General features: G+C 61.6%; 24 protein-coding genes and 1 tRNA gene. 16 read left to right on the forward strand and 9 right to left on the reverse strand.

Going from position 1 to position 21,355, the window contains the following annotated elements; all coding sequences use genetic code 11:
• Positions 1-3 precede the first annotated feature (3 nt).
• A complete protein-coding gene (locus LIY45_RS22795; protein ID WP_017478834.1) occupies positions 4-693 on the forward strand; it encodes an endonuclease I family protein in 690 nt (229 codons plus the stop codon).
• A 43-nt stretch (positions 694-736) separates the two neighbouring features.
• Here the strand turns inward: LIY45_RS22795 and LIY45_RS22800 are convergent, their stop codons facing one another.
• Positions 737-1,114 carry an SPOR domain-containing protein gene (locus tag LIY45_RS22800; protein WP_226477700.1) on the reverse strand — a complete coding sequence of 126 codons (378 nt, stop codon included), beginning with the start codon at positions 1,112-1,114 and terminating at the stop codon, positions 737-739.
• A 263-nt stretch (positions 1,115-1,377) separates the two neighbouring features.
• On the opposite strand from LIY45_RS22800, the gene csrA reads away from it, so the two are divergent.
• Entirely contained in the window at positions 1,378-1,572 is a 195-nt protein-coding gene (csrA, locus tag LIY45_RS22805; RefSeq protein ID WP_003192511.1) for a carbon storage regulator CsrA, read from the forward strand.
• Between the two features lie 120 nt (positions 1,573-1,692).
• Here csrA and LIY45_RS22810 read toward each other — a convergent pair whose 3' ends face one another.
• On the reverse strand, positions 1,693-2,151 hold the full coding sequence (locus LIY45_RS22810; protein ID WP_226477681.1) for a DUF2214 family protein: 459 nt from the start codon (positions 2,149-2,151) through the stop codon (positions 1,693-1,695).
• Positions 2,152-2,320: 169 nt separating this feature from the next.
• On the opposite strand from LIY45_RS22810, the gene LIY45_RS22815 reads away from it, so the two are divergent.
• Positions 2,321-2,581 (forward strand): hypothetical protein, encoded by a 261-nt coding sequence (locus LIY45_RS22815; protein ID WP_226477682.1) that lies wholly within the window; start codon positions 2,321-2,323, stop codon positions 2,579-2,581.
• A gap of 60 nt (positions 2,582-2,641) precedes the next feature.
• Here the strand turns inward: LIY45_RS22815 and LIY45_RS22820 are convergent, their stop codons facing one another.
• Positions 2,642-3,316 (reverse strand): HAD-IA family hydrolase, encoded by a 675-nt coding sequence (locus tag LIY45_RS22820; protein WP_226477683.1) that lies wholly within the window; start codon positions 3,314-3,316, stop codon positions 2,642-2,644.
• A gap of 243 nt (positions 3,317-3,559) precedes the next feature.
• Here LIY45_RS22820 and LIY45_RS22825 point away from each other — a divergent pair, with 243 nt between their 5' ends.
• The 5 genes from LIY45_RS22825 (at position 3,560) to LIY45_RS22845 (ending at position 7,197) form a co-directional block, all read left to right on the forward strand.
• A complete protein-coding gene (locus tag LIY45_RS22825; RefSeq protein WP_226477684.1) occupies positions 3,560-3,772 on the forward strand; it encodes a phage infection protein in 213 nt (70 codons plus the stop codon).
• A 162-nt stretch (positions 3,773-3,934) separates the two neighbouring features.
• Positions 3,935-4,705 (forward strand): alpha/beta hydrolase, encoded by a 771-nt coding sequence (locus tag LIY45_RS22830; protein ID WP_226477685.1) that lies wholly within the window; start codon positions 3,935-3,937, stop codon positions 4,703-4,705.
• A gap of 111 nt (positions 4,706-4,816) precedes the next feature.
• A complete protein-coding gene (locus LIY45_RS22835; RefSeq protein WP_226477686.1) occupies positions 4,817-5,065 on the forward strand; it encodes a DUF2790 domain-containing protein in 249 nt (82 codons plus the stop codon).
• 51 nt (positions 5,066-5,116) lie between these two features.
• Complete coding sequence (locus tag LIY45_RS22840; RefSeq protein ID WP_017478826.1) at positions 5,117-5,788, forward strand: heavy metal response regulator transcription factor; 672 nt, start codon at positions 5,117-5,119, stop codon at positions 5,786-5,788.
• Positions 5,785-7,197: a heavy metal sensor histidine kinase gene (locus tag LIY45_RS22845; protein WP_226477687.1), complete on the forward strand. Its 1,413-nt coding sequence runs from the start codon at positions 5,785-5,787 to the stop codon at positions 7,195-7,197. The genes LIY45_RS22840 and LIY45_RS22845 overlap by 4 nt, the downstream gene beginning before the upstream one ends.
• Here LIY45_RS22845 and pcp read toward each other — a convergent pair.
• Genes pcp through LIY45_RS22860 form a run of 3 tightly spaced genes read right to left on the reverse strand, consistent with a single transcriptional unit; the run spans position 7,190 to position 9,505 of the window.
• The gene (pcp, locus tag LIY45_RS22850; RefSeq protein ID WP_226477688.1) at positions 7,190-7,837 is read right to left on the reverse strand and encodes a pyroglutamyl-peptidase I; all 648 of its coding nucleotides are present in this window, start codon (positions 7,835-7,837) and stop codon (positions 7,190-7,192) included. The genes LIY45_RS22845 and pcp overlap by 8 nt on opposite strands.
• 7 nt (positions 7,838-7,844) lie before the next feature.
• A complete protein-coding gene (locus LIY45_RS22855) occupies positions 7,845-8,795 on the reverse strand; it encodes a DUF979 domain-containing protein (RefSeq protein WP_017478823.1) in 951 nt (316 codons plus the stop codon).
• On the reverse strand, positions 8,792-9,505 hold the full coding sequence (locus LIY45_RS22860) for a DUF969 domain-containing protein (protein WP_226477689.1): 714 nt from the start codon (positions 9,503-9,505) through the stop codon (positions 8,792-8,794). Before LIY45_RS22860 ends, LIY45_RS22855 begins: the two co-directional genes overlap by 4 nt.
• Positions 9,506-9,767: 262 nt before the next feature.
• Here LIY45_RS22860 and LIY45_RS22865 point away from each other — a divergent pair, with 262 nt between their 5' ends.
• Positions 9,768-9,998 carry a hypothetical protein gene (locus tag LIY45_RS22865; RefSeq protein ID WP_226477690.1) on the forward strand — a complete coding sequence of 77 codons (231 nt, stop codon included), beginning with the start codon at positions 9,768-9,770 and terminating at the stop codon, positions 9,996-9,998.
• Positions 9,999-10,001: 3 nt separating this feature from the next.
• On the opposite strand, the gene LIY45_RS22870 is transcribed toward LIY45_RS22865, so the two are convergent.
• Positions 10,002-10,427 carry a GNAT family N-acetyltransferase gene (locus LIY45_RS22870; protein ID WP_226477691.1) on the reverse strand — a complete coding sequence of 142 codons (426 nt, stop codon included), beginning with the start codon at positions 10,425-10,427 and terminating at the stop codon, positions 10,002-10,004.
• A 184-nt stretch (positions 10,428-10,611) separates the two neighbouring features.
• A complete protein-coding gene (locus LIY45_RS22875; protein ID WP_226477692.1) occupies positions 10,612-11,388 on the reverse strand; it encodes an AraC family transcriptional regulator in 777 nt (258 codons plus the stop codon).
• Between the two features lie 211 nt (positions 11,389-11,599).
• Here LIY45_RS22875 and LIY45_RS22880 point away from each other — a divergent pair, with 211 nt between their 5' ends.
• The 6 genes from LIY45_RS22880 to LIY45_RS22905 all read left to right on the forward strand — a co-directional run bounded on the left by LIY45_RS22880 (position 11,600) and on the right by LIY45_RS22905 (position 19,472).
• Positions 11,600-13,216, forward strand: a complete 1,617-nt coding sequence (locus LIY45_RS22880) for an APC family permease (RefSeq protein WP_201142506.1) — start codon at positions 11,600-11,602, stop codon at positions 13,214-13,216.
• 30 nt (positions 13,217-13,246) lie between these two features.
• Positions 13,247-14,173, forward strand: a complete 927-nt coding sequence (locus tag LIY45_RS22885; RefSeq protein ID WP_226477693.1) for a 4-hydroxyproline epimerase — start codon at positions 13,247-13,249, stop codon at positions 14,171-14,173.
• A gap of 38 nt (positions 14,174-14,211) precedes the next feature.
• Positions 14,212-15,159 (forward strand): dihydrodipicolinate synthase family protein, encoded by a 948-nt coding sequence (locus LIY45_RS22890; protein ID WP_226477694.1) that lies wholly within the window; start codon positions 14,212-14,214, stop codon positions 15,157-15,159.
• A 178-nt stretch (positions 15,160-15,337) separates the two neighbouring features.
• On the forward strand, positions 15,338-16,909 hold the full coding sequence (locus LIY45_RS22895; RefSeq protein WP_226477695.1) for an aldehyde dehydrogenase (NADP(+)): 1,572 nt from the start codon (positions 15,338-15,340) through the stop codon (positions 16,907-16,909).
• A gap of 3 nt (positions 16,910-16,912) precedes the next feature.
• Positions 16,913-18,166, forward strand: a complete 1,254-nt coding sequence (locus tag LIY45_RS22900) for an FAD-dependent oxidoreductase (protein WP_226477696.1) — start codon at positions 16,913-16,915, stop codon at positions 18,164-18,166.
• Between the two features lie 202 nt (positions 18,167-18,368).
• On the forward strand, positions 18,369-19,472 hold the full coding sequence (locus LIY45_RS22905) for an alpha/beta fold hydrolase (protein WP_346269020.1): 1,104 nt from the start codon (positions 18,369-18,371) through the stop codon (positions 19,470-19,472).
• 176 nt (positions 19,473-19,648) lie between these two features.
• Here LIY45_RS22905 and LIY45_RS22910 read toward each other — a convergent pair.
• Positions 19,649-19,725: transfer RNA gene (locus LIY45_RS22910), tRNA-Val, on the reverse strand.
• 184 nt (positions 19,726-19,909) lie between these two features.
• Here LIY45_RS22910 and LIY45_RS22915 point away from each other — a divergent pair.
• Positions 19,910-21,193 carry an FAD-binding oxidoreductase gene (locus LIY45_RS22915; RefSeq protein ID WP_226477697.1) on the forward strand — a complete coding sequence of 428 codons (1,284 nt, stop codon included), beginning with the start codon at positions 19,910-19,912 and terminating at the stop codon, positions 21,191-21,193.
• Positions 21,194-21,355 lie beyond the last annotated feature (162 nt).

The raw sequence follows: 21,355 nt of genomic DNA on the forward strand, positions 1-21,355 counted from the left end.
TCAATGAGTGTCCGTTTTATCAGTCTGTTGTTTGTGTTTTTTGCTGTCACCGCTCACGCCCAAGCGCCCAAGACGTTCAGCGAAGCCAAGAAAATCGCCTGGAAGCTGTATGAACCGCAATCCACGGAATTTTATTGCGGCTGCAAATACAACGGTAACCGGGTGGACCTGAAAGCCTGCGGCTATGTCCCGCGCAAGAACGCGAACCGGGCAGCACGCATTGAATGGGAACACATTGTTCCAGCCTGGCAGATCGGCCATCAGCGCCAGTGCTGGCAGGATGGCGGGCGCAAAAATTGCACCCGCAAGGATGCGGTGTACAAGCGCGCTGAGGCCGACCTGCACAACCTGGTGCCGAGTATCGGCGAGGTCAATGGCGACCGGAACAATTTCAGTTTTGGCTGGCTGCCGGTGCAAAGCGGGCAATATGGATCATGCCTGACCCAGGTGGATTTCAAGGCCAAGAAGGTCATGCCCCGCCCTTCTATTCGCGGGATGATCGCCCGTACGTACTTCTACATGAGCAAGCAGTATGGCCTGCGCCTGTCGAAGCAGGACCGCCAACTCTACGAAGCCTGGAACAAGACCTACCCGGTACAACCCTGGGAACGCCAGCGCAATCAAACCGTGGCGTGCGTGATGGGGCGCGGCAATGAGTTTGTCGGCCCGGTGAACTTGAAAGCCTGCGGCTGAACGTAAAAAGCGGGAGCGCCATGGACTCCCGCTTGCCGATCCTTTACTGCGCAACCTTGTGTTCGATGACCTCGGACACGGTGTCATTTTTCTTTGCAGTGGCGAGCTTCTCGGTCAACTGCACCTGCTTGGCCTCCGCCTCGGCCTTGGTGCTGAACGGCCCCAGCAATACCTGATCCTTACCGTCTTCCTTTGTCAGATAGAAACTGAAACCGTGTTCCAGCAACCACGCGGTCAAATCAGTTATCGCTTGCAGCTTGTGATCCGGCGGCCCCACCCATACATCCCACTCTTGAGCGGCAATTGCACCGACCGCTGGTTGGGCCTGGGCAGGCGCCTCGGCAACGGCGGGCCTGGCCTTGGGGGCATCGACACTTTTACCTTCACCGCAACCGGCCAATGCCAACACCGCAATTGCCATCGCTACTTTACGCACTACCCTGCTCCTTAGAGGATCAAAGAGGCGACTTTATCATTCACTGTCTATTCTGGCCGTCATAAACGTTGGCTTAAACAATGCGAATCATGTATCGCAGACCTGTATGATGGCGCCATGGGAATTAATGCCGCCTCTATGCGTCCTAAAAGAGGCAGCCACAGGGAAGCGCTTCGCAGTAAGCTACACACATCCGACATCTGCCCTGTCTGAAACATGTGTCCTTCAAAGCAATCAAGGAGAAGTCCATGCTGATACTCACCCGCAAAGTAGGTGAAAGCATAAACATCGGTGATGACATTACGATCACCATTCTGGGCGTTAGCGGCCAGCAAGTAAGAATCGGCATCAATGCTCCAAAGGACGTTGCCGTGCATCGCGAGGAGATCTACCAACGTATCCAGGCGGGCCTGACGGCTCCGGATAAAAACCAGACACCTTGAAGCGCCTCCAGTAGCCAGCCCTTTCGTTCACTGTAACGGCTGGCGAAAACCTCCTTTAGCCTGCTCGCGGCTTCCCGTGGCCAGCGCGCCCTATTCCCTCATTCCAGCGCCAGGCCACTGTTACCCCAGGCCTACGCCGCGTGCCATTCCCGTCGCCGCAATCATCATCAGCACCACCAGCAACGCCTGCAGGTGGCTGATGCGCGCAAAAAGACCTGCCTGGTGCAGATCGAGGTGCGTACCGCGCGCCAAGGCGATGCGCCACTTGATAAAGCGGATCATCGGCGCGAGTTCCAGTAACAGAATTAATACCAGCAGCGTCATCTTCACGTGAAACAACGGCTGGTGCAGGTAATAATCACTGCCTTTTTCATAGCCGCCAAAGGCCCGCAGGCCACCGGTTGCCAGCAACACCAAGGCGCTGATTCCCCAGATGTTGTCCGTGATCAATACGCGACGCACGGTGGAGGGTTCACTCTCCACCAGGCTGCGCAAAGCCTTGCCACGGGCCAGCACGGCCGACAACGCCATGGCAAATGCCAGTAAATGGACGGCGGCAAGAAACCACTGAACGAACATAAGGCGTACTCCCTTTGCATGACGGACGGCAGGAACCCTTCACAGTAATAGCCGCTGGGTGCCCTTTACGCATGAAACAGCTTGCATACAAATGGAACTTGTTGAATTTTCCAGAGCCGAATCTCGTGACAAATCTTTTACAGTCTGCAGCACGCCAAGGAGCATGTTGATGAGGCGTCCTGATAAACAGCCTTCTTTATCCAAGTCCTGGACGATCGCCGGGCTGATCGCCTTGGTCTTTTTCGGGCTGGAGTATGCCGTGCGGTACGAAATGGAGGGCATCTCCGATAATGCCTACTCCTGGCTGGACCTGACGCTGTTCCTGGGCGCGTACTTGTTTGTCTTCTGCCTCCAGCCCCTCCAGGCTGCCATTCATCGAAAATTGTGTCGGCGCCCCCCTCGCGGCGACCGCCGGAAAGCCTCGTCCTGAGCGTCTGTAAACCGTCCGCTTACAAAGAAGGCCGATCCGGTTAACCGGGATCGGCCTTTTTCACATCAGGCGTTGAAGGTGCAACAGCCCGGCCTCATCTTGCTGGACCAGCAGATGCTCATAGCCGGCAATCGAGGGGTGTTCCGTGACCATGGGCGCAAGGTGTGTCGCCGTCACCACCATCACATCGGCCCCCGCCGCCTCGCCGGCACGAATCCCGACGCTGGCATCTTCAAACACCAGGCAGTCCTGCACCGGTACTCCCAACCGTTGGGCACCCAGCACATAACAGGCCGGATCCGGCTTGCCGCTGGCGACATCCTCCGCGGTGACCAACACCGCCGGTGGGTTGATTCCGGCCGCCTGCATGCGGCGCAGCGCCAGTGCCTTGGGTGCGGACGTGACCAGCGCCCATTGATCGCCGGGCAGTGTGTTGAGAAATTCCACCGCGCCGGCAATCGCCACCACCCCTTCTACATCCTCGAGTTCAGCCTCGGTGATCCATTGCGCCTCCACCTGCGCGTCAACCCCGGGCAATGCCTGACGGGTGATGGTATCGATAGCCCGGGCGCCATGAATGGTCTTCAGAAAGGCCGCGACATCCAGCCCATGGCGTTCAGCCCAGGTCGCCCATACCCGTTCGGCGGCGGCAATGGAGTTCAGGAGCGTGCCATCCATATCGAACAGGAAGGCGCGGTAACGGTTGGCGAATACAGCTGAATCGCGGGTGGACACTGCTCGGCTTCCTCATGTTTTCGTCACCCGGTCTTGGGTGCTGACGAACCACTTGCCCGATGCAATCTACGGATCGCCCCAAACGCTGTAAACCTTCCCGTGGTTTGTATCGGACTGTATGGGAACCCTGCCTGGATACGCGAACCCGCATTTCGCCACGCCTGGGCACACATGGCAGATACACCCCGGCGATTCACTACGACCACCAGCCAATCCGGCTGACTCACGCGTAGGAGCCTCATCATGTTCAATCTCTTGAAAGCATCATCCCTGGTATTCGGCCTCGCTGTCGTCGCGGGCCTCGGGCTGTCATCCATGGCGTCGGCCAACACCCACGCCGCCACGGTCAAAGACCAGCCATCCCACCTGCTCGCCGAGGGTGGCGCCGATCGGCTGCACGAACGCGGCATGGCGGAAGGTGGCGCTGAACGCCTGCAGGCGGCCCGTACGGTCTGATGGGCCGCAGCCCAACAAGGGCAGCTCCCAGGCTGCCCATTGCATTACAAACTTGTCATTAAGCTGTCAGTGTTGCCAGCCCCCTCACTTCATACAGTGAAGTCGTCAGTCACCCACCGCGGGTGACCCAACTTCCCACTGATAAAGAAGCGAGCCCGCCCGATGAAACCTGCAAGCAAACTCTGCCTGATCGCCGCCAGCCTGTTGATGCTGGGTACCGGCGCTGCCGTCGCAGGCCCGATTGCACCAGTGAAAGCCAATAACGTAGTGCTGGTACACGGCTCCTGGGCTGACGGTTCCAGCTGGTCCGAAGTGATCACCCGCCTGCAGGCCGCCGGCTTGCACGTAACCGCCGTGCAAAACCCGCTGACCTCGGTGGCGGATGACGTCGCTGCCACCAACCGCATACTCGATCAGCAGGACGGTCCTACCGTGCTGGTCGGCCATTCCTACGCCGGTACCGTGGTCAGCGACGCCGGGGCCAACCCCAAGGTCAGCTCCCTGGTATACGTCGCCGCCCGCGCACCGGACGCCAACGAAGACTTCGTCGCCCTGTCCGCCAAGTACCCGAGCACACCCGTACGGGCCGGTGTGGTGGAGCACGACGGCTACCTGACCCTGAACCAGGACGCCTTCCTCAAGTACTTCGCCGCCGACGTACCCCGCGCCAAGGCCATGGAGTTGTACGCCGTACAACAACCCATCGCCAAGACCCTGTTCAGCGGCCGCACCGTCAACGCCGCGTGGCACACCAAGCCGTCCTGGTATGCGGTGTCCAGCAACGACCAGACCATCAACCCGGACCTGGAACGCTTTCTCGCCAAGCGCATGAACGCCACCACCATCGAAGTGCCATCGAGCCACTTGTCGCTGGTTTCCCACGCCAAGGAAATCACCGACCTGATCCTCGAAGCCTCCGGCCGCCAGCCCTGATCCCTTCATTACGATCTTGTCATCATCCTGTTGGTTGGCTGTTTGTGTCGCCTGGTTACTGTGAACTCACTGCCGGATACCGGCAGCCAACCCTTAAAGAGAGATACCGCCATGAAACTGTTTATCCTCGGCGTTGCTGCCCTCCTCGCCACCGGCTCGGCGTTTGCCGATACCACCCCGGTCATCCATGACACGCCTGGCTTCTTCATGCACATGGACGTGGCCAAAGTGCTGTCGAGCACCGACACCTACGGCCAGTGCGGCATCGTCCCCGCCCGCCTCGACTACCTCGACAGCCAGGGCCGCGAACACGTGCTGGACTATCAGGTACAGGGCATCGGCTGCCCCAATGACAATTGATCGGGCTACACTTGCGCCACGAAACACCGGCACATCACCAGGGCAACTCCCATGAACATCCTCGTAGTCGAAGACGAGCCCAAGGCGGGCAACTACCTGCTTAACGGCTTGCAGGAACAGGGTTACTCCGTGAGCCTCGCCCGCGATGGTGTGGACGGTTTGCACCAGGCCCTGGAAACCCCGTTCGACGTGATCGTGCTGGACGTGATGATGCCGAAGATGGACGGCTGGGAAGTGCTGCGCCGCCTGCGCAAGGAAGCCGATACGCCGGTGCTGTTCCTCACCGCCCGGGACGACATTGCCGACCGCATCAAGGGCCTGGAACTGGGCGCCGACGATTACCTGATCAAGCCGTTTTCCTTCGCCGAACTGGTGGCGCGCCTGCGCACCCTGACCCGGCGCGGGCCAAGCCGTGAAGAAGAACAACTGCAGATCGCCGACCTGCAGATCGACGTGCTCAAGCGCCGCGTCACCCGCGGCGGCGTGCGCATCACCCTGACCAACAAGGAGTTCGCCTTGTTGCACTTGTTCGCCACCCACCAGGACCAGGTACTGTCGCGCTCGCTGATCGCCTCGCGGGTGTGGGACATGAATTTCGACAGCGACACCAATGTGGTCGACGTGGCCGTGCGCCGCCTGCGCCTGAAAATCGACGACCCGTTCCAGCTCAAGCTGATCCACAGCGTGCGCGGCATCGGCTACCGCTTCGATACGCAGCCATGAGCAGACCTCGGCATTATTCCCTGACACTGCGCCTGGCGCTGATCTTTGCCTTGCTGGCGTTCGCCCTGCTGGCGACCCTCGGCGTGGCGCTGTACCGCGACCTTGAGCGCGAGCTGGTCCACCGGGACGATGCCGCGCTGATTTACCGCGTCGACCAACTGCGCAACCTGCTGAACGACAGCAACACCCTGGACCTGATCAAGACCAAGCCGGAGCTGTTCCAGAACATGCTCGGCAACCGCGAATCGGTGCTGAGCATTGCCGCGCCCGGGCAGAAGCCGCTGCTGGAGGTGAACCCCGGCAACATCGACATGCCCACCGTCAAACCGGTACCCAGGGACCACACCCTGGAATTCGCCGACGTGCAGCACTTGCCCGGGGTGAATGGCGTGCCCTTCTCCACCCTGGCCGCCACCATTGATTCGGGCGACCTGGGCAGCCTGCAAGTCACCACCGGGCGCCTGATGACCGAGCGCACCGCCGTGCTCGCCAGCTACCGACTGAGTGTCTATATCCTCGCCAGCATCGCCGCGTTGGTACTGGCGGTGGTCGGTTACCTGATGGTGCATCGCGGCTTGCTGCCGTTGCGGCGCCTGGCGGTGCATGCCCAGGGCATCGGCGTCGGCAACCTCGCCGCGCGCCTCGACAGCCAGGGCGCACCGAAAGAACTGCTGCCGATGATTGACTCGTTCAACACCATGCTCGAACGCCTGGCCAAGGGTTTTGTGCAACTGGGGCAGGTCTCCACCGACATGGCCCACGAACTGCGCACGCCCATCAACAACTTGCTGGGGGAAACCCAGGTAGCGTTGCAGCAACACCGCAGCGTCGAGGCCTATCAGCAACTGCTGGCCTCCAACGTCGAAGAGCTTGAACGCCTCGCGCGCATGCTCGACAACATGCTATTCCTGGCCCGTACCGACCCCGCCAGCGCCCTGCGCCAACGCCAGGAACTGGATGCGGCCGATGAAGTGGAACGCATGGCCGACTACTTCGAAGGCCTGGCGGGCGATGTCGACATCCGCATCCTTGCCCAGGGCGAAGGCGTGATCTGGGCCGAACCAATGCTGTTGCGCCGCGCCCTGGCCAACCTGTGCGCCAACGCCATCAAATATGGCGCGCCGAGTTCCGAGCTGTTGATCCAGGCCACACCCGGCGCCGAGGGCATCAGCCTGACGGTGACCAACCACGGGGCAACCATCCCGGCGGAGCACTTGCCCAGGTTGTTCGAGCGCTTTTATCGGGTGGATGAATCCCGGGAACGCTCGGCGCATTCCAATGGGCTGGGGCTGTCCATTGTCGCGACCATCATGCAGTTGCACAACGGACGCTACAGCGTCAGCAGCGAGGACGGCGTGACGTGCTTCGCGTTGTTTTTCCCGGGACGCGAAGCCGAAAACCTCAGCTGACTTGGCCACCCGCTTCAGTGATATCCACCGGGGTATTCCAGGCCGTCAGCAGCGCAATCCGCAACCCTTCAACCTGCATCGGCAATGCCATCGAGGGCGGCTCGGGTACGCGGCCCGCCACCTGTTCGGGCAGCCACGGCACATGGATGAAACCGCTGCGTACCCCTGATCCGACGAGCGCGTGCTGCAAGAGGTAGAACACCTGATTGCACACGAAAGTGCCGGCGGTTTGCGACACGCAGGCCCCAATGCCGGCTTCGCGCAGGGCCTTCACCATGGCCTTGCTCGGCAAGGTACCGAAGTAGGCCGCAGGGCCGCCGGGCACCACCGCCGTGTCGATTGGCTGCTGCCCCAGGTTGTCCGGGATCCGCGCGTCGTTGAGGTTGATCGCGACCCGCTCGATGGAAATATCACTGCGCCCGGGGCCCAGCCCGACAGCAATGACCATCTGCGGGCGATGCTCGGCCAGCAACTGAGCCAGACGCTCGCCCGCCGTTGCAAAGGCGCAGGGTAACTGCCGCGCGACAATCCGCACATCAGCGGCCAACTGCACACCCTCCAAGAGGCGTACCGCCTCCCAGGACGGGTTGATAAGGTCTTGGTCAAACGGTTCGAAACCCGTCAGCAATACAGTGCGCATTACAGCCTCACATCAGCAGGTAGAGCAGGACAATATTGACCACCAGCATCATCAACGCGGTCGGCATCTGCGCCTTGATCACCGCGTTTTTATCCGGCAGCTCCAGCAACGCCGCCGGGACAATATTGAAGTTGGCCGCCATGGGGGTCATCAACGTACCGCAGTAACCGGAGAACATGCCAATGGCAGCCATCACTGCTGGGTTACCGCCGTAGATACCCACCAGCACCGGCACACCCACGCCGCCGGTCATCACCGGGAAGGCGGCAAAGCCATTGCCCATGATCACGGTAAACAGCGCCATGCCCAACACATACACCATCACCGCTACCAGCTTGTAATCCAGGTTGATGTAGGTGGTGGTGATGTGCGCCACCGCCGTGCCCACGCCCGCTTCGTTGAACAACAGCCCGAGCATCGCCAGCATCTGCGGCAGCACCATCGCCCAGCCCAGTGCTTCGGTCAGGCGCCGGGATTCGCGAAGGGCTTGCACCGGGGTGTCCCGCGTCAGCCAGCACGCCAGCGCCAGTGCAATCAGGCAGCCGATGCCCAGGGAAACAAAGGTGGTGTTCTTCGGGTCCAGCAGCGGCACGCCGCCGATCTCGGTGTGCTTGAGCAGCACCGAGCCGATCACCGTGGTCAACGGAATGGCCAATGCCGGGATAAACAATTTATGCCCCAGGCGACCAGCGCTGGCCCGTGCGGCCTTGTCATGCAACTGAGCATGCGCGCCCCGGCCTACGCCGCCCAGGCCCGCGATGAGCGCCATCACCACCACGCCCACGCCGACCACCACCGAGGGCAGACGCTCCCCCACCAGGAACGGAATGGCAAACAGCAGCCAGAACAACGAACTCGACCAGCGCTTGGGGTGGGTGCGATCCATCAGGATCATCCCGGAGGTGATGACCAGCAGCACGCCGGCCAGCCAGTACAGGTACTCAATGGAAATGATCATTGCGCCGCCTCCGTTTGCTTGGCCGGTGACAGCTCTCGGGTCAGCATTCGGTCAAAACGGTGCAAGCGGATGGCGTGAATGATGAAGGCGCAGATCGCCGTCGGGATGCCCCAGACCGCAATGTGCAGAGGCTCGACATCAATCCCCGAACCCAGCAGGAAGGTGTGCATCAGCGCAATCGCACCAAAGGCGACGAAGATATCCTCGCCAAAAAACAGCCCTACGTTGTCGGTCGCGGCACACATGGCCAGGACCTTGTGGCGAAGCTTGTCGGGGAGTTTGCCATAGCGTTTTTCCGCCGCGCCTTCCGCCATCGGCGCCAGCAACGGGCGCACCATCTGCGGGTGCCCGCCCAGGCTCGTCAGGCCCATGGCCGCTGTGGATTCACGCACAAACAGATAGATGATCAGCAAGCGCCCGACCGTGGCCCGCTCAAAACGCGCGATCCAGTTTTGCGCATGCAGGCGCAAGCCATGACGCTCCAGCAAGCCGATGACGGCCAGGGGCAACAACAGTATCAATTGCAAGGCGCGGGTCTGGAGGAAGCCGTCGCCCATGGTGGCGAGGATCTTTTCCAGCGGGAAGTGGGCGGCAAACCCGGTGGCAATCGCTGCCGCCGTGACGACCAGCAGCGGATTGAAGCGCAACACAAAGCCGACCACGATGACGAGTACGCCAATCAGCGGCCATAGGTTCACAACAGTTTGCATGGTGGTGAGGTCCTTAAGTGCGCGCTGCGGCGCCAGTAAAGCAGGTAGTGAACAAAGGGTTCACTGCAAGAAAACGGCGTGCAGCCCGGCTCGATTTTTTATTGTTGACCTGGAAGGTCGAGCGTCAGTGGCGGCATCTTTGCTGCTTGGGGAGGGAGGTGTCCAACAAGAAAAATTGTTGCTGCAATCCAATAAAGTTTGTGGGTGTTTGAAGTGTTAGAGGGCATTGGGCAGCCTTGGCGCCGAGGTAGAGCCTATCACCGTGAAATATCGCAGCGGCTGGGTCGTGCGCCTTACCGCCGATACCGACACAGCGCTTGGTGAGCTGGTTGCGCAGTTGCAGGCGCTCGATGTGCCCACCGTCCTCGATGAGCCGCCTCACGCCTTTGTCGGCCCGTTTGAAGAGAAGGCCCAGGCGCAGAAGGTGCTCAGGTACTTGAAGTCCGATAATGGCCTGGACGGCTTGGTGACCTGGCGGTCGGTGGCCCGCTAGCCCTCAGGTCAGGTGCTTCTGGAAAAAGTGGCGCGTGTGCCCTGGCGGGTACTCGGCAATATGCCCGAACTCGCTGAAACCCAGCTTCCGATAAAACCCGGGTGCCTGGAAGCTGAAGGTGTCCAGCCAGATCCCCGCACAGCCTTTCTCCCGTGCCAGCTCCTCAGCCGCGTGCATCAGCCGCGAGCCCATGCCTTGAGTGCGCATTGACTCTGGCACGCTCAACAGCTCAACGAACATCCAGCCATAGGAGATTTTCCCGTAGAGGCCGCCTACCACTTCCTGGCTGGCGGGATCGCGCAACAACAACCCGAAGGTTTCGAACGGGTTCTCGCCGCATTGGCTGATGTTGTATTCCCGCAGCGGCTGGAGAATGGCCTGGCGCTCTTGCTCGGTAACCTCGAAAGATAACTCTATCCTCGATTCCATCTCGTTGAACTCCTGACAGTTTGAAGACGGCTATGGTTGAAGACGTGCACGGACTGGATGACTTGATAAGTCACACCAACGGCAGGGATAAAACTGACCAGGTTTGCGCAACTGCGAAGAGCGTTGGCGCCCTCCTTGTTGGCACCACCGCTGCTCATGACATTCACGTAGATCCAATTACACATCACCGCACACTGGTCGCCTGACGATACTGGCGCGGCGTAAACCCGGTCAACGCCTTGAACTGCCGGGTAAACGCACTGTGGTCGGTATACCCACACTGCAACGCCACCTCAGTGATCGGCAGCTCGGTATGCAGCAGCCGATGCGCATGCTCAAGGCGCACCTTCTGGATCATCTGACGCGGCGTCAGGTGGAACACGCGCTTGCAGTAGCGCTCCAGTTGCGCCACTGAAATCCCGGCAATCCGCGTCAACTCACCCAACGTGACACGCCGATTGAAATGCGCCCGGATGTGCTCGTCCACCGCCGCCAGCCGTTGATAAGCCGGGTGGGTTTCGCTGGCGGTTTGCAGGTCGACCGAGATGCCCGCCAGGCCGATGATTGCTCCGTCGCGGCTGTACAGCGGCCATTTGTGGGTCAGGCACCAACCCGGCTCGCGGGTGCCGTAGAGGTGCAGTTCCAACTGGTCTTCCAGGACAAATCCCTGCTCCAGCACCCGTCGATCCTGTTCGGTATAGCCGGGCCCCAACTGCGCGGGAAAAACCTCGGCGCTGGTTTTCCCCAGCAGCGGTTGCAAGTGCTTCAACCCGCACCGTTGCACCAGGGTGCGGTTGGCCAATACGTAGCGCGCCTGCACGTCCTTGATAAAAATCGCAGCATTGGGAATCACGTCCAGCATCGGCAACAACAGCCCCACGCCGGCCAGTAATTCTTCGATGGTGTGCGGGCGGTTGGTCTCGCTCCCTTGGCAAAGGGTCGCGAACGCGCTCTGCATCATGACGCTTTCTCCTGCATTCAGCGGACAGGCCAGGCGCCCGGCGGGCGGTGCCTGGCGAGCAGATTGCCCCATGGGCGCCGGCATGTCGAGCGCTCGAAACTGTGCTGATTTCGTCATATCAGCCTGCGCAAAACATCAATCGCGGCGCCGGTGATGGGTTCACTGTAGGGCCACTGCATGCCTATCCAATAACCCACAAGAAGGCGCCGCCATGTCAGCCCAAGGCAAGTTCAAGAAACAGCTTTCATTGATCGACCTCACCTTTATCGGACTGGGAGCGATCTTCGGTTCGGGCTGGCTGTTCGCCGCCAGTCACGTCTCTGCCATCGCCGGGCCGGCGGGGATTTTTTCCTGGTTGCTGGGCGGGTTCGCCGTGTTGCTGCTGGGCATTGTGTACTGCGAACTGGGGGCGGCCTTGCCCCGCGCCGGTGGTGTGGTGCGCTACCCGGTTTACTCCCACGGCCCGCTGCTGGGCTACCTGATGGGCTTTATCACGCTGATCGCGTTTTCGAGCCTGGTAGCGATTGAAGTGGTCGCCTCGCGCCAATACGCCGCGGCCTGGTTTCCCGAGTTGACGCAGGCGGGTTCCAGCAACCCCACCGTCCTCGGCTGGTTCGTGCAATTTGCGCTGCTCTCACTGTTTTTCGCCCTCAACTACCGCAGCGTGAAGACCTTCGCCATGGCCAATAACCTGGTCAGCGTGTTCAAGTTCATCGTGCCGTTGCTGGTGATCGGCGTGCTGTTCACCTTCTTCAAGCCAGAGAATTTCCATACCCAAGGCTTTGCGCCGTTCGGCCTGTCGGGCATTGAAATGGCGGTGTCCGCTGGCGGGGTGATTTTCGCGTACCTGGGCCTGACGCCGATCATCTCGGTGGCCAGCGAAGTGAAGAACCCGCAACGCACCATTCCGATTGCACTGATCCTGTCAGTGCTGCTTTCCACCGCGATCTACGTGCTGTTGCAGACCGCATTCCTCGGCGGCATTCCCACCGAAATGCTCGCCAACGGCTGGGCCGGCGTCGCCAAGGAACTGGCCCTGCCGTACCGTGATATCGCCCTCGCCCTGGGCGTGGGCTGGCTGGCGTATCTGGTGGTGGCCGACGCGGTGATCTCCCCCAGCGGTTGCGGCAACATCTACATGAACGCCACGCCACGGGTGATCTACGGCTGGGCGCAAACCGGGACCTTCTTCAAAATCTTCACGCGCATCGACGAAAAGTCCGGTATCCCGCGCCCGGCGCTGTGGCTGACCTTTGGCCTGTCGGTGTTCTGGACCCTGCCCTTCCCATCGTGGGAAGCGCTGATCAACGTGGTGTCCGCTGCACTGGTGCTGAGCTACGCCGTGGCGCCCGTGTCCGTGGCTGCGCTGCGCCGCAATGCGCCAGACCTGCCGCGCCCGTTCCGGGTCAAGTGGATGGGTGTGCTCGGCCCACTGTCGTTCATCATCGCCGCGCTGATCGTCTACTGGTCGGGCTGGAGCACCGTGTCGTGGCTGCTCGGCCTGCAGATCCTGATGTTCGTGGTGTACCTGCTGTGCGGCCGTTTTGTGCCGACCCTGCACCTGAGCCTCGGCCGCCAGGTTCGCTCCTCTGCCTGGCTGATCGGCTTCTACGCCGTGACCATCATCCTGTCGAAGCTCGGCAGCTTTGGTGGCCTGGGCATCCTCAGCCATCCGTTCGACACCCTGGTCGTCGCCGCTTGCGCGCTGGGTATTTATTACTGGGGCGCGGCCACCGGCGTACCGGCGCATCTGGTTCGCCTGGAAACCGAAGATGACGAAAGTGAAGCCCCTGAGCCCGACATCGGCCGCGTGCAGCTGGCTTCCTGAGCCTCAGCCAACCCCTGAATGGACACTGTTATGAAACGAGTTCACATCATCGATTCCCACACCGGCGGCGAACCCACGCGCCTGGTGATGACAGGTTTTCCCGAGTTGGCCGGCGAGACCATTGCCGACAAGCTCGACAACCTGCGCACTCAGCATGACCAATGGCGCAGGGCGTGCCTGCTGGAGCCCCGTGGCAACGATGTACTGGTGGGCGCGCTGTATTGCGCGCCGGTCTCGGCCGATGCCACCTGCGGCGTGATTTTCTTCAACAACGCCGGCTACCTCGGCATGTGTGGCCACGGCACCATCGGCCTGGTTGCCTCGCTGCATCACTTGGGGCAGATCGCGCCGGGGGTGCACAAGATCGACACGCCGGTCGGCCCGGTCAGCGCCACGTTGCACGCCGACGGCGCGGTGACGTTGCGCAATGTGCCCGCCTACCGCTATCGCCAGCAGGTGCCAGTGGACGTACCCGGGCATGGTCGGGTTTACGGCGATATCGCCTGGGGCGGCAACTGGTTCTTCCTGGTTTCCGATCATGGGCAAGCGCTGCAAATGGACAACGTCGAAGCCCTGACCGATTACACCTGGGCGATGCTCAAGGCCCTCGAAGCCCAGGGCATCCACGGTGAAGACGGCGCGCTGATCGACCATATCGAACTGTTCGCCGACGACGCCCAGGCCGACAGCCGCAACTTCGTCATGTGCCCGGGCAAAGCCTACGACCGCTCGCCCTGCGGCACCGGCACCAGCGCCAAGCTCGCGTGCCTGGCGGCCGATGGCAAACTCGCCGCCGGTGAACCGTGGATACAAGCCAGCATCACCGGCAGCCAATTCGAAGGCAGCTATGAATGGGAGGGCGAACGTGTGCGCCCTTCCATCACCGGCCGCGCCTACATGACCGCCGACAGCACCTTACTCATCGACGAACAGGATCCCTTCGCGTGGGGCATCTAAGCCGCCCCCGCCCCTTCAATCAAACTGGAGCTGAAACCATGAACACCAACATCTTCACCGGCTGCATCCCCGCCCTGATGACCCCGTGCACTGCCGAGCGCAAACCGGACTTTGACGCACTGGTCGCCAAGGGCCGCGAATTGATCGATATCGGCATGAGCGCAGTGGTGTACTGCGGTTCCATGGGCGACTGGCCGTTGCTGACGGAAGCCGAGCGCCAGGAGGGCGTGGCGCGCCTGGTGGCCGCCGGGGTACCGACCATCGTCGGCACCGGCGCGGTCAACAGCCGTGAAGCGGTGGCCCACGCAGCGCATGCGGCGAAGGTCGGCGCCCATGGCTTGATGGTCATCCCGCGCGTGCTGTCCCGTGGCGCCTCGGCGACGGCGCAGAAGGATCACTTTGCGGCCATCCTCAAGGCCGCGCCGAACCTGCCGGCGGTGATCTACAACAGCCCTTACTACGGCTTCGCCACCCGCGCCGACCTGTTCTTTGAGCTGCGTCGCGAGTACCCGAACCTGATCGGCTTCAAGGAATTCGGCGGCGCGGCAGACCTGCGTTACGCGGCCGAACACATCACCTCCAAGGACGATGACGTGACCTTGATGGTCGGCGTGGATACCCAGGTGGTCCACGGTTTCGTCAACTGTAACGCCACCGGAGCGATCACCGGCATCGGCAACGCGCTGCCACGGGAAGTCCTGCAATTGGTGGCCCTGAGCAAGAAAGCCGCCAAGGGCGACGCCACCGCACGTCGCCAGGCGCGGGAGTTGGAGTCGGCGCTGGCGGTGTTGTCGTCCTTCGACGAAGGCTGCGACCTGGTGCTGTTCTACAAACATCTGATGGTGCTCAACGGCGACAAGGCATACACCCTGCACTTCAACGAGACCGATGCCCTGAGCGATGCCCAGCGTCGTTATGCCGAGAACCAGTACGGGCTGTTCCGCCAGTGGTATGCCAACTGGTCGGCGGAGCAGAACGTCGCTTAACAATACTCAAGGCAGCAAAGATCAAATGTGGGAGCTGTCGAGCCCCAGCGAGGCTGCGATGGGATCACCGCGCTGTACCTGCCAGACCACAGCGCCTGCATCGCAGCCTCACTCGGGCTCGACAGCTCCCACAGTAAATTCTCTTTGCCAAGCCCATCTTTACTTTCAGGACTACGCCATGACTCTGACGGGCACTATGCTGATTGGTCAGCACTCCATTCCAGGCAGCCGCGAGGCAATTCGGGCGATCAATCCTGCCACCAACCTTGCGCTGGAACCCGCCTACGCCGGCGGCACTGCCGAGCAGGTAGACCAAGCCTGCGCCCTGGCCTGGAGCGCCTTCGATACCTACCGCGAAACGCCATTGGCCGCTCGCGCCGAATTCCTTGAAACCATCGCCAACGAAATCGAAGCCCTGGGCGATGAGCTGATTGAACGGGCGATGGCCGAAACCGGCCTGCCCCGCCCACGTATCCAAGGTGAACGCGGCCGCACCTGTCACCAACTGCGCACCTTTGCCCGCACGGTGCGCGCGGGTGAATGGCTGGATGTGCGGGTTGATTCGGCTCAGCCGGATCGCCAGTCCCTGCCCCGGTCGGACCTGCGCCAACGCCAAGTGCCGCTGGGGCCGGTGGCGGTGTTCGGCGCGAGTAATTTTCCGCTGGCATTCTCGGTGGCCGGCGGTGATACCGCCTCGGCACTGGCAGCCGGTTGCCCGGTGATCGTGAAGGCTCACGGAGCGCATCCTGGCACCAGCGAACTGGTGGGTCGCGCGGTGGCCAAGGCCGTTCAGCAATGCGGCCTGCCTGATGGTGTGTTTTCGTTGTTGTGCGGCTCGGGCCGCGAAGTCGGGATCGCACTGGTGTGCGATCCACGCATCAAGGCCGTGGGTTTCACCGGATCGCGCAGCGGTGGCATCGCGCTGTGCCAGGCAGCCCAGGCACGTCCCGAGCCGATTCCGGTGTACGCAGAGATGAGTTCGATCAATCCGGTCTACCTGTTTCCCGCCGCGTTGAGCGCGCGCGGTGAAGCATTGGCCCAGGGGTTTGTCGCGTCCCTGACCCAGGGTGCGGGCCAATTCTGCACCAACCCCGGCCTGGTGATTGCCGTTGCGGGGCAGGCGCTGGACCACTTCATCGGCAACGCTGCCAATCTGCTCCGGCACAGCGCTGCCCAGACGATGCTCACACCGGGAATCTTCAAGGCTTATGAAGACGGCATCAGCGTGCTGGCGAAGCAGGCTCATGTCGCGGGCAAAGGGTTGGCGGCGCAAGGCCCGAACCAAGGCCAGGCCCACCTGTTTGTGACCCACGCAAAAGATTTTCTCGCCAACCACAGCTTGCAGGCCGAGATATTCGGCGCCGCCTCCTTGATCGTGCAATGTGCCAACGCCGATGAAGTCCGCCAGGTCAGCGAACACCTGGAAGGCCAGTTGACCGCCACCCTGCATCTGGATGACAACGATCTGGACGCCGCCCGCGCATTGCTGCCGACCCTGGAACGCAAGGCCGGTCGCTTGCTCGTCAACGGCTGGCCGACCGGCGTGGAAGTCTGTGATGCGATGGTGCATGGCGGGCCTTTCCCGGCAACGTCAGACTCGCGCACCACCTCGGTGGGCACCGCCGCCATCCTGCGATTCCTGCGGCCAGTGTGCTACCAGGATTTCCCGGACGGCTTGCTGCCGACGGCACTGCAACATGGCAATCCATTGTTGTTGCGGCGCTTGCTCGACGGTCAGAGAGAAGCCTAGGCCATGAGCGATAACGTCATTCCAGACATCGCCGTGGTCGGGGCCGGCATTATCGGTGTTGCCTGCGCGCTGCAACTGGCACGCCAGGGGCTGAGCGTGGTGCTCATCGACCAACAGCCACCCGGCCACGGCGCCTCGTTCGGCAACGCCGGGCACCTGGCAACCGAGCAAGTGTTTCCCATCGCGGATGCGTCGATCCTTACGCGCTTGCCGGCCATGCTCATGGACCCGATGGGCCCGCTGCGCCTGGACTGGAAATACCTGCCACGTGCGCTGCCGTGGTTTACCCGACTGCTGTTGAACCTGCGCCCGACGGCCTTCCAGCGCACCGTCGCCGGGATCCGCGCCCTCAACGAAAGCAGCCTGGGCGCCTGGCAGCGGCTGCTGGGCAGTATCGACCGTAACGAACTGATGCGCGAAGACGGTTCATTGCTGATCTTCGAGCGCCCCGACTCACGCCAGGCCATCGATACCTTGCAGGCACGCATGCGCCAGCAAGCAGTGCCGGTGGATTACTGGCAGGCCAGTGCGATACAGGAAGTAGCGCCGCAACTCAGTGAAGGGATTCAGGGCGGGTTGTTCTTTCCGCGCACCGGGCATTTTCTCGATCCTTACCGGGTGGTGTGCGAACTGGTGGACGCGGCCAAAGCCTGTGGGGTGCAATTTCTCAAGCAACCGGTTTTGGGTGGGCAGTTGGGCGAGCACGGTGTTTCGTTAAGGACTGACCAAGGCGTGGTCGCGGCGCGCCGGGTGTTGATTGCCTGCGGTGCGCATTCAGCCAAATTGACCGCCGAACTGACCGGCAAAAAGGTCCCGCTGGATACAGAGCGCGGTTATCACTTGATGTTGCCCATTGAGCAAGGGCGGCTACCGTTCGCCGTCACGTCACTGGAGCGCAAGTTCATCATGACGCCCATGGATGGAGGATTGCGGCTGGCAGGCACCGTCGAGTTTGCCGGCCTCGATCGCCCGCCGAACATGGAGCGCGCGTGGCAGTTGCACCGGCTGAGTCAGGGGCTGTTTCGTCGTGATTTGAGTGCTGAGGGCGCGACGCCGTGGATGGGGTTTCGCCCTTCCCTGCCGGACTCGCTGCCGATCATCGACAAAGTGTGCGATGGCAAGGTCTTGCTTGCGTTTGGACACCAGCATCTGGGGCTGACGCAGGCGGCGGTCACGGCGGAGTTGATTGCACAGCTGGCAACGTCTGCGCCCAACGGGTTGCTGGCACTTGAGCCCTATCGGTTGGACCGTTTCTGAGGTCATAAGAAACGTCTTGCTACTGTTTCGCACTATCGGCGATACAAGGCAGGTCATTATCGTGCATGACCTTACGGTTACGCTCCGCTGAGAACCTGTCTTGAACAACAAACCTTATATGCAGCCCCGCAAAGCGCTCTGGAGTGTTGCTGGCGGCATCCTCGCCTTTTTGTTCTGCACGAGCGCCATCGCAGAACCGGGCATGCCGCTGGGCCAGAAATCATTCGAAGCCTACCGCCTCGATACCTTGCAGTGGCTGCGGGACCATCGCGACTTCCAGGGCACCGACAGGGAAGCCGAACTCAACTGGAACGCACCACAAGAATGGCGCCCCATAGGCGCCCCCAAGCGCGGGATCATTCTCGTGCACGGCCTGGGCGACTCTCCGTGGTCGTTCCACGATATCGGCAGCGCACTGGCCGCCCGAGGCTTTCTCGTGAGGACCGTGCTGCTGCCCGGCCACGGCACACAACCGGCGGACATGCTGCAAGTACGCATGGAAGACTGGCGCCAGGTGGTGGACGAACAGGCCGCGATCCTCCGCGCGCAGGTGGGTGAGATTTACCTCGGTGGTTTTTCCACCGGCGCCAACCTGGTCCTCGACTACGCCTACCAACACGACGACGTCGCCGGGCTGCTGCTGTTCTCCCCCGCCTTCCAGTCCAGCATGACCTACGACTGGCTGACGCCGCTGATCAGTTGGGCACGCCCGTGGCTGCTGGCGCCAGACGCAAGCCGGCCACAACAGAGCCTGGTGCGCTACATGACCGTCCCCACCAATGGCTTCGCCCAGTTCTACCGCAGCAGCCGAGTGGCCCGCCAGGACCTGGAGCGGCGCCCCTATGACAAACCGGTGTTCATTGCCGTCGCAGCCCACGACTCAGTGCTCGATACGAACTATGTGCTGGAGACCTTCCAGCAGCGCTTCAGTAATCCCCACAGCCGCTTGGCGTGGTACGGAACACTGCCGGAGAGCGCCTGGGACACACAGCGGATAAAAGCGCGCACCGACTACGTGCCGGAACTGCGGATCAGCCAGTTCTCACACATGGGCTTGTTGTTCTCACCCGACAACGCGCTCTACGGCGAACACGGCAGCCTGCGCTTTTGCTGGAACGGCCAGACCGAAGACGCCACCCGTGCCTGCGAACAGGGGTCAGAGGTGTGGTATTCGGACTGGGGTTATCGCGAGCCGGGCAAGATGCACGCGCGGTTGACGTTCAATCCGTACTTCAACTGGCAGCTTGGGCTGATTGATGAGGTGCTGGGTAACCTGGCTCTGGCGGGTGAGAACGCTGGGCGCTGAAATCCTTTCACATTCCTTTCACAGATGAACCCCTATGGTTTACCTGCTCCTGGTGAAACCCTCAAGCCCGCGCCCCCATCGCGGGCTTTTCTTTGCCTGTGATTTTAGTCAGGCAACAAAAAAGGGCCCACCTTTCGGTGAGCCCTTCTAGACCGCCCAGCAGAGCGGATTTTGTTTGGTAGGCGCGATTGGACTCGAACCAACGACCCCCACCATGTCAAGGTGGTGCTCTAACCAACTGAGCTACGTGCCTGCTGTGAGGCGGCATTCTACGGAATTCCCGAGGGGTGTCAACACCTTTTTTGCAGCTAAGCCTATGAATATGCGAATTTTTTATTTGTGCGCGGCACGACGGTATTTTTCCGGTGGCTGGCAGCGGATTTTCAACTCAGGTAGGATCGGCGCACTCGTAAAAAATATAAAACAGAGGTTCCAGGATGGCGAACACCCCCTACCCCCAGTCGTATTACGCCGCGTCTGCGAATGCGGCCCCTCCTCGCCCTGAGCTGCAAGGTGAAGTCGAAACCGATGTGTGCGTGATTGGTGCCGGCTATACCGGGCTTTCCAGCGCGCTGTTCCTGCTGGAGAACGGTTTTCGCGTAACAGTGCTGGAAGCCGCCAAGGTGGGGTTTGGCGCGTCGGGCCGCAACGGCGGGCAGATCGTCAACAGTTACAGCCGTGATATCGATGTGATCGAGCGCAGTGTCGGCCCCAAGCAGGCGCAGTTGCTGGGCGCGATGGCGTTTGAGGGCGGCAAGATCATTCGGGAGCGTGTGGCCAAGTATCAGATCCAGTGCGACTTGAAGGACGGCGGCGTGTTCGCCGCCCTGAACAGCAAGCACATGGGCCACCTGGAGTCGCAGAAGCGCCTGTGGGAGCGCTACGGTCACACTCAGCTGGAGTTGCTGGACGAGCGCCGCATTCGCGAAGTGGTCGCCTGTGACAACTATGTAGGCGGCCTGCTGGACATGAGCGGCGGGCACATTCACCCGCTGAACCTGGCGCTGGGCGAAGCGGCGGCGGTTGAGTCCCTCGGCGGCACGATCTACGAGCAGTCGGCGGCGATTCGCATTGAACGCGGCGCCAATCCGGTGGTGCACACAGCCCACGGCAAGGTCAGGGCCAAGTTCATTATTGTCGCGGGCAATGCGTATCTCGGGAACCTGGTGCCGGAGCTGGCAGCCAAGTCGATGCCGTGCGGTACGCAGGTGATTACCACTGCGCCACTGGGTGACGAACTGGCGAAGACGCTGTTGCCGCAGGATTACTGCGTCGAGGACTGCAACTATTTGCTGGATTACTACCGACTGACCAGCGACAAGCGCCTGATCTTCGGCGGCGGCGTGGTGTATGGCGCGCGGGACCCGGCGAATATCGAAGCGATTATCCGGCCTAAGATGCTCAAGGCGTTCCCGCAGCTCAAGGACGTGAAGATCGACTACGCCTGGACCGGCAATTTCCTGCTGACCCTGTCGCGTCTGCCGCAGGTCGGTCGCCTGGGGGATAACATCTATTACTCCCAGGGCTGCAGCGGCCATGGCGTGACGTACACCCACTTGGCGGGCAAGGTGCTGGCCGAAGCACTGAGAGGCCAGGCTGAGCGTTTTGATGCATTTGCCGACCTGCCGCACTACCCGTTCCCGGGCGGACAACTGTTGCGCACGCCGTTTGCAGCACTGGGGGCCTGGTATTACGGGCTGCGGGACAAGCTGGGGTTCTGATCCCGGATCGCGGGGCTGGCTTGCCGGCCCCTGCACATCAAGCACCGAGCCAAATCGCAGACACAAAAAACCCCGGTCTTTCGACCAGGGTCTTTGCTATCGATCCAACCAAGCCAGCGGCTTGCTTTGGCGTCTCAGGGCGTTCAGTGGGCCCTGTAACAG

Origin of the sequence: Pseudomonas sp. MWU16-30323 (genome assembly GCF_020515595.1) — a bacterium.
Taxonomy (GTDB): domain Bacteria; phylum Pseudomonadota; class Gammaproteobacteria; order Pseudomonadales; family Pseudomonadaceae; genus Aquipseudomonas; species Aquipseudomonas yamanorum.

What these genes read in the sequence shown, in the direction of transcription:
- LIY45_RS22890 (WP_226477694.1), top strand. Translation starts at nt 14,212, where the DNA reads ATGAACACCAACATCTTCACCGGCTGCATCCCCGCCCTGATGACCCCG.
- LIY45_RS22810 (WP_226477681.1), bottom strand. Translation starts at nt 2,151, where the DNA reads ATGTTCGTTCAGTGGTTTCTTGCCGCCGTCCATTTACTGGCATTTGCC.
- LIY45_RS22800 (WP_226477700.1), bottom strand. Translation starts at nt 1,114, where the DNA reads ATGGCAATTGCGGTGTTGGCATTGGCCGGTTGCGGTGAAGGTAAAAGT.
- LIY45_RS22905 (WP_346269020.1), top strand. Translation starts at nt 18,369, where the DNA reads ATGCCGCTGGGCCAGAAATCATTCGAAGCCTACCGCCTCGATACCTTG.
- LIY45_RS22895 (WP_226477695.1), top strand. Translation starts at nt 15,338, where the DNA reads ATGACTCTGACGGGCACTATGCTGATTGGTCAGCACTCCATTCCAGGC.
- LIY45_RS22835 (WP_226477686.1), top strand. Translation starts at nt 4,817, where the DNA reads ATGAAACTGTTTATCCTCGGCGTTGCTGCCCTCCTCGCCACCGGCTCG.
- LIY45_RS22860 (WP_226477689.1), bottom strand. Translation starts at nt 9,505, where the DNA reads ATGCAAACTGTTGTGAACCTATGGCCGCTGATTGGCGTACTCGTCATC.
- LIY45_RS22825 (WP_226477684.1), top strand. Translation starts at nt 3,560, where the DNA reads ATGTTCAATCTCTTGAAAGCATCATCCCTGGTATTCGGCCTCGCTGTC.
- LIY45_RS22845 (WP_226477687.1), top strand. Translation starts at nt 5,785, where the DNA reads ATGAGCAGACCTCGGCATTATTCCCTGACACTGCGCCTGGCGCTGATC.
- LIY45_RS22915 (WP_226477697.1), top strand. Translation starts at nt 19,910, where the DNA reads ATGGCGAACACCCCCTACCCCCAGTCGTATTACGCCGCGTCTGCGAAT.
- LIY45_RS22855 (WP_017478823.1), bottom strand. Translation starts at nt 8,795, where the DNA reads ATGATCATTTCCATTGAGTACCTGTACTGGCTGGCCGGCGTGCTGCTG.
- LIY45_RS22795 (WP_017478834.1), top strand. Translation starts at nt 4, where the DNA reads ATGAGTGTCCGTTTTATCAGTCTGTTGTTTGTGTTTTTTGCTGTCACC.
- LIY45_RS22885 (WP_226477693.1), top strand. Translation starts at nt 13,247, where the DNA reads ATGAAACGAGTTCACATCATCGATTCCCACACCGGCGGCGAACCCACG.
- LIY45_RS22880 (WP_201142506.1), top strand. Translation starts at nt 11,600, where the DNA reads ATGTCAGCCCAAGGCAAGTTCAAGAAACAGCTTTCATTGATCGACCTC.
- LIY45_RS22830 (WP_226477685.1), top strand. Translation starts at nt 3,935, where the DNA reads ATGAAACCTGCAAGCAAACTCTGCCTGATCGCCGCCAGCCTGTTGATG.
- LIY45_RS22900 (WP_226477696.1), top strand. Translation starts at nt 16,913, where the DNA reads ATGAGCGATAACGTCATTCCAGACATCGCCGTGGTCGGGGCCGGCATT.
- LIY45_RS22875 (WP_226477692.1), bottom strand. Translation starts at nt 11,388, where the DNA reads ATGATGCAGAGCGCGTTCGCGACCCTTTGCCAAGGGAGCGAGACCAAC.
- LIY45_RS22815 (WP_226477682.1), top strand. Translation starts at nt 2,321, where the DNA reads ATGAGGCGTCCTGATAAACAGCCTTCTTTATCCAAGTCCTGGACGATC.
- pcp (WP_226477688.1), bottom strand. Translation starts at nt 7,837, where the DNA reads ATGCGCACTGTATTGCTGACGGGTTTCGAACCGTTTGACCAAGACCTT.
- csrA (WP_003192511.1), top strand. Translation starts at nt 1,378, where the DNA reads ATGCTGATACTCACCCGCAAAGTAGGTGAAAGCATAAACATCGGTGAT.
- LIY45_RS22840 (WP_017478826.1), top strand. Translation starts at nt 5,117, where the DNA reads ATGAACATCCTCGTAGTCGAAGACGAGCCCAAGGCGGGCAACTACCTG.
- LIY45_RS22870 (WP_226477691.1), bottom strand. Translation starts at nt 10,427, where the DNA reads ATGGAATCGAGGATAGAGTTATCTTTCGAGGTTACCGAGCAAGAGCGC.